The sequence below is a fragment of the Fischerella muscicola PCC 7414 genome (assembly GCF_000317205.1).
Taxonomy (GTDB): Bacteria; Cyanobacteriota; Cyanobacteriia; order Cyanobacteriales; family Nostocaceae; genus Fischerella; species Fischerella muscicola.
In genome coordinates this window covers 1-1427 of the sequence record NZ_AJLK01000104.1, presented here as the reverse complement: position 1 = coordinate 1427, position 1427 = coordinate 1, and the positions used below count along the sequence as shown (strand labels likewise).

Annotated in this window: 1 protein-coding gene; it reads left to right on the top strand. The window is 44.0% G+C overall.

Features of this window, described 5'->3' with window-relative positions:
* The first annotated feature begins 74 nt into the window (after positions 1–74).
* Positions 75–812, top strand: coding sequence for an SDR family oxidoreductase (locus UYI_RS0115350; protein WP_016867532.1), 738 nt, complete (start codon positions 75–77; stop codon positions 810–812).
* Positions 813–1427: the final 615 nt, after the last annotated feature.

Here is a 1427-nt window from a genome sequence, read left to right as displayed (position 1 = left end):
CTTGCTGAAAAAGTCATAAAAACTTGGTACAATGCCAACTGTGATCAAACACATGGTTCAAGTGCCACAAAAAAATGAACAATTTCCAGGGAAAAGTAGCCCTGATCACAGGAGCATCGCGAGGAATTGGCGCAAGCGTTGCCCAAATGTTAGCGGCACAAGGTGCTGATATAGTTATCAACTATCGCAGCAAAAGTTCACGGGCAGAGGAAGTTGCTAATGCAGTACGTGGGTATGGTCGTAATGCTCTGGTTGTTCAAGCTGATATGACCAATGAAAGCCAGATGCAGGAGATGATCAAACGGATTGAGGAGCAGTTTGGTCGCCTTGACTTCCTGATTTTGAATGCTAGTGGGGGTTTAGAGAAGGATAAGACAGCAGATTATGCCATGCGTCTGAATCTAACTGCTCAACTTCTTGCTATGAATTTATCCTTACCTCTGATAGGAGTTGGTGGGCGAATAATTTTCATCACTAGCCACCTGGCTCACTTCTATGGACAACAACCAGTTTATACAGCCTATGAGCCAGTTGCCCAAAGCAAAAAAGCAGGAGAAGAGGCTTTACGTGCCCAGATTCCACAGTTGGCAACTAAGGGCATTAAGTTGGTGGTAGTCAGTGGGGACTTAATTGAGGGGACGATTACACCCAAACTAATGCAGCGCAACAGTCCTGGTCTAATTGACTCTCGCCGACAACAAGCGGGTTCTCTTCCGACTGTTGAGGAGTTTGCTCGTGCGATTGTTAATGCTACTGCTGACCCTCAACTAGAAAGTGGAGCAACTATTTTTGTTGGTAGCACAGATTGGTAGTAAGTTTGGGGTACAGCCGGGATAACTGGCAGTTGATCATCCGCTGCGAAAGAACAATAGCCGTCGTCAGCCACTGATTTAATCAATATGTGCGGTAGTAACTATAACTAGGCCTCCGTGCTTTTGTCCTTTGATGCGACATTATGAGGAAACAAACATGGAACTGGGCGAAAATAGAAGGTTCAGGTCACCAGGTGCAGCCTTTTTGTGATCGCGCTTAAATCTCGTATCAATCTCTGTAATTGTTGTTGTATAAGGTTTATAGCCGTAGGCTGCACTTGGTTGCACGAACCTTCGATCTACGCCTTGTCGCAGCCCGCCCCATCCCTACGCCTAATCGCGTCCAGTTCTTAGAATTAGCGCAGTACACGTATGAGCCATTACGTTGAATAGGCGGCTCAAACCATTAATTTATCGTGATTGTGACCTTTGTGTTCACCAAAAGCTGCTGCCACTTAGAATCATATAGATATCCCAGTGGGAATAACAGATGGTTCAAATCACAACTACTAACGAAATATAAACATTGTTTTGTCTTAAGATACAGTTTATATAGTTTTAACAGTATATAAAATTTATACTTTTTATACCTTTCCTGCTGGTCTGCCTGTTTTC

Excerpts from the sequence above, each read along its gene's own strand:
- UYI_RS0115350 (WP_016867532.1), top strand. The coding sequence starts at position 75 with ATGAACAATTTCCAGGGAAAAGTAGCCCTGATCACAGGAGCATCGCGA.